The organism is Citrobacter sp. EC_71 (genome assembly GCF_019584005.1).
Classification (GTDB): domain Bacteria; phylum Pseudomonadota; class Gammaproteobacteria; order Enterobacterales; family Enterobacteriaceae; genus Citrobacter; species Citrobacter werkmanii.
Genome location: NZ_VDAY01000063.1, coordinates 1 through 671, shown reverse-complemented (window position 1 = coordinate 671; position 671 = coordinate 1). Strand labels below are relative to the sequence as shown.

Below are 671 nucleotides of genomic sequence, written 5' to 3'. Positions count from 1 at the left end.
AATAGCCTAAATAGGCTGATTCGATGTGTTTGCGGGAAAAAAATCGGCCCAGATCCGCGAAATTTTAATCAGCGAGTCAGCTTGGGAAGAAATGACCTGCTTATTCGCACCTTCCCTAGCAGTAGACCGTACGCATCGGTCACTTCCCATCCTTTAGTAGGTATTTTTTCAATACGTTCGCCGCGCGCACCCGCGCGTAGCCATAGCAACGGCGCAATGCGAACAAAGGCCAAGTTGTGGCTAACCGACTTCTCAGCTTCGTAGGTCAGAGTGAAAAACTCGGCATTTTCCTCAAAACCGTCAGACATTGGGAACTCGTCTGTAAACCTATAATTGACCTTAATCGGTTGTTCATTCGGCGTTTTGCCTGTGATAGCAGCTTGTACACGTGGTTTGGTGATATAATCACAGATCCCCCACTTTTCCCAATCAGGATCTCCAGGCCTTAAGCCCTGTTCGCGCAATTTTTTCTGTTCGTCGGCAGCGACTTCGTTGTTAGTGACGGAGATGCACTGGCGACGACCACCACCTCCGCCGCGACCGTGGCGGCGTCCGCACCCTGTTCGTGGTGATGTTCCTGGTGACAGCCTGCGTGGCGATGCTCTTCACTTTTGCAGCAGCCTGCATGGTGCTCACTGTGGCGGCTTTCGTGGTGATGTCCTTCACCCTTG

General features: G+C 51.9%; 1 protein-coding gene. It reads right to left on the bottom strand.

The features are described 5' to 3' along the window. Positions 1–68: 68 nt before the first annotated feature. Positions 69–464, bottom strand: a complete 396-nt coding sequence (locus FHD02_RS23995; RefSeq protein WP_064732696.1) for a hypothetical protein — start codon at positions 462–464, stop codon at positions 69–71. Between the last annotated feature and the right edge of the window lie 207 nt (positions 465–671).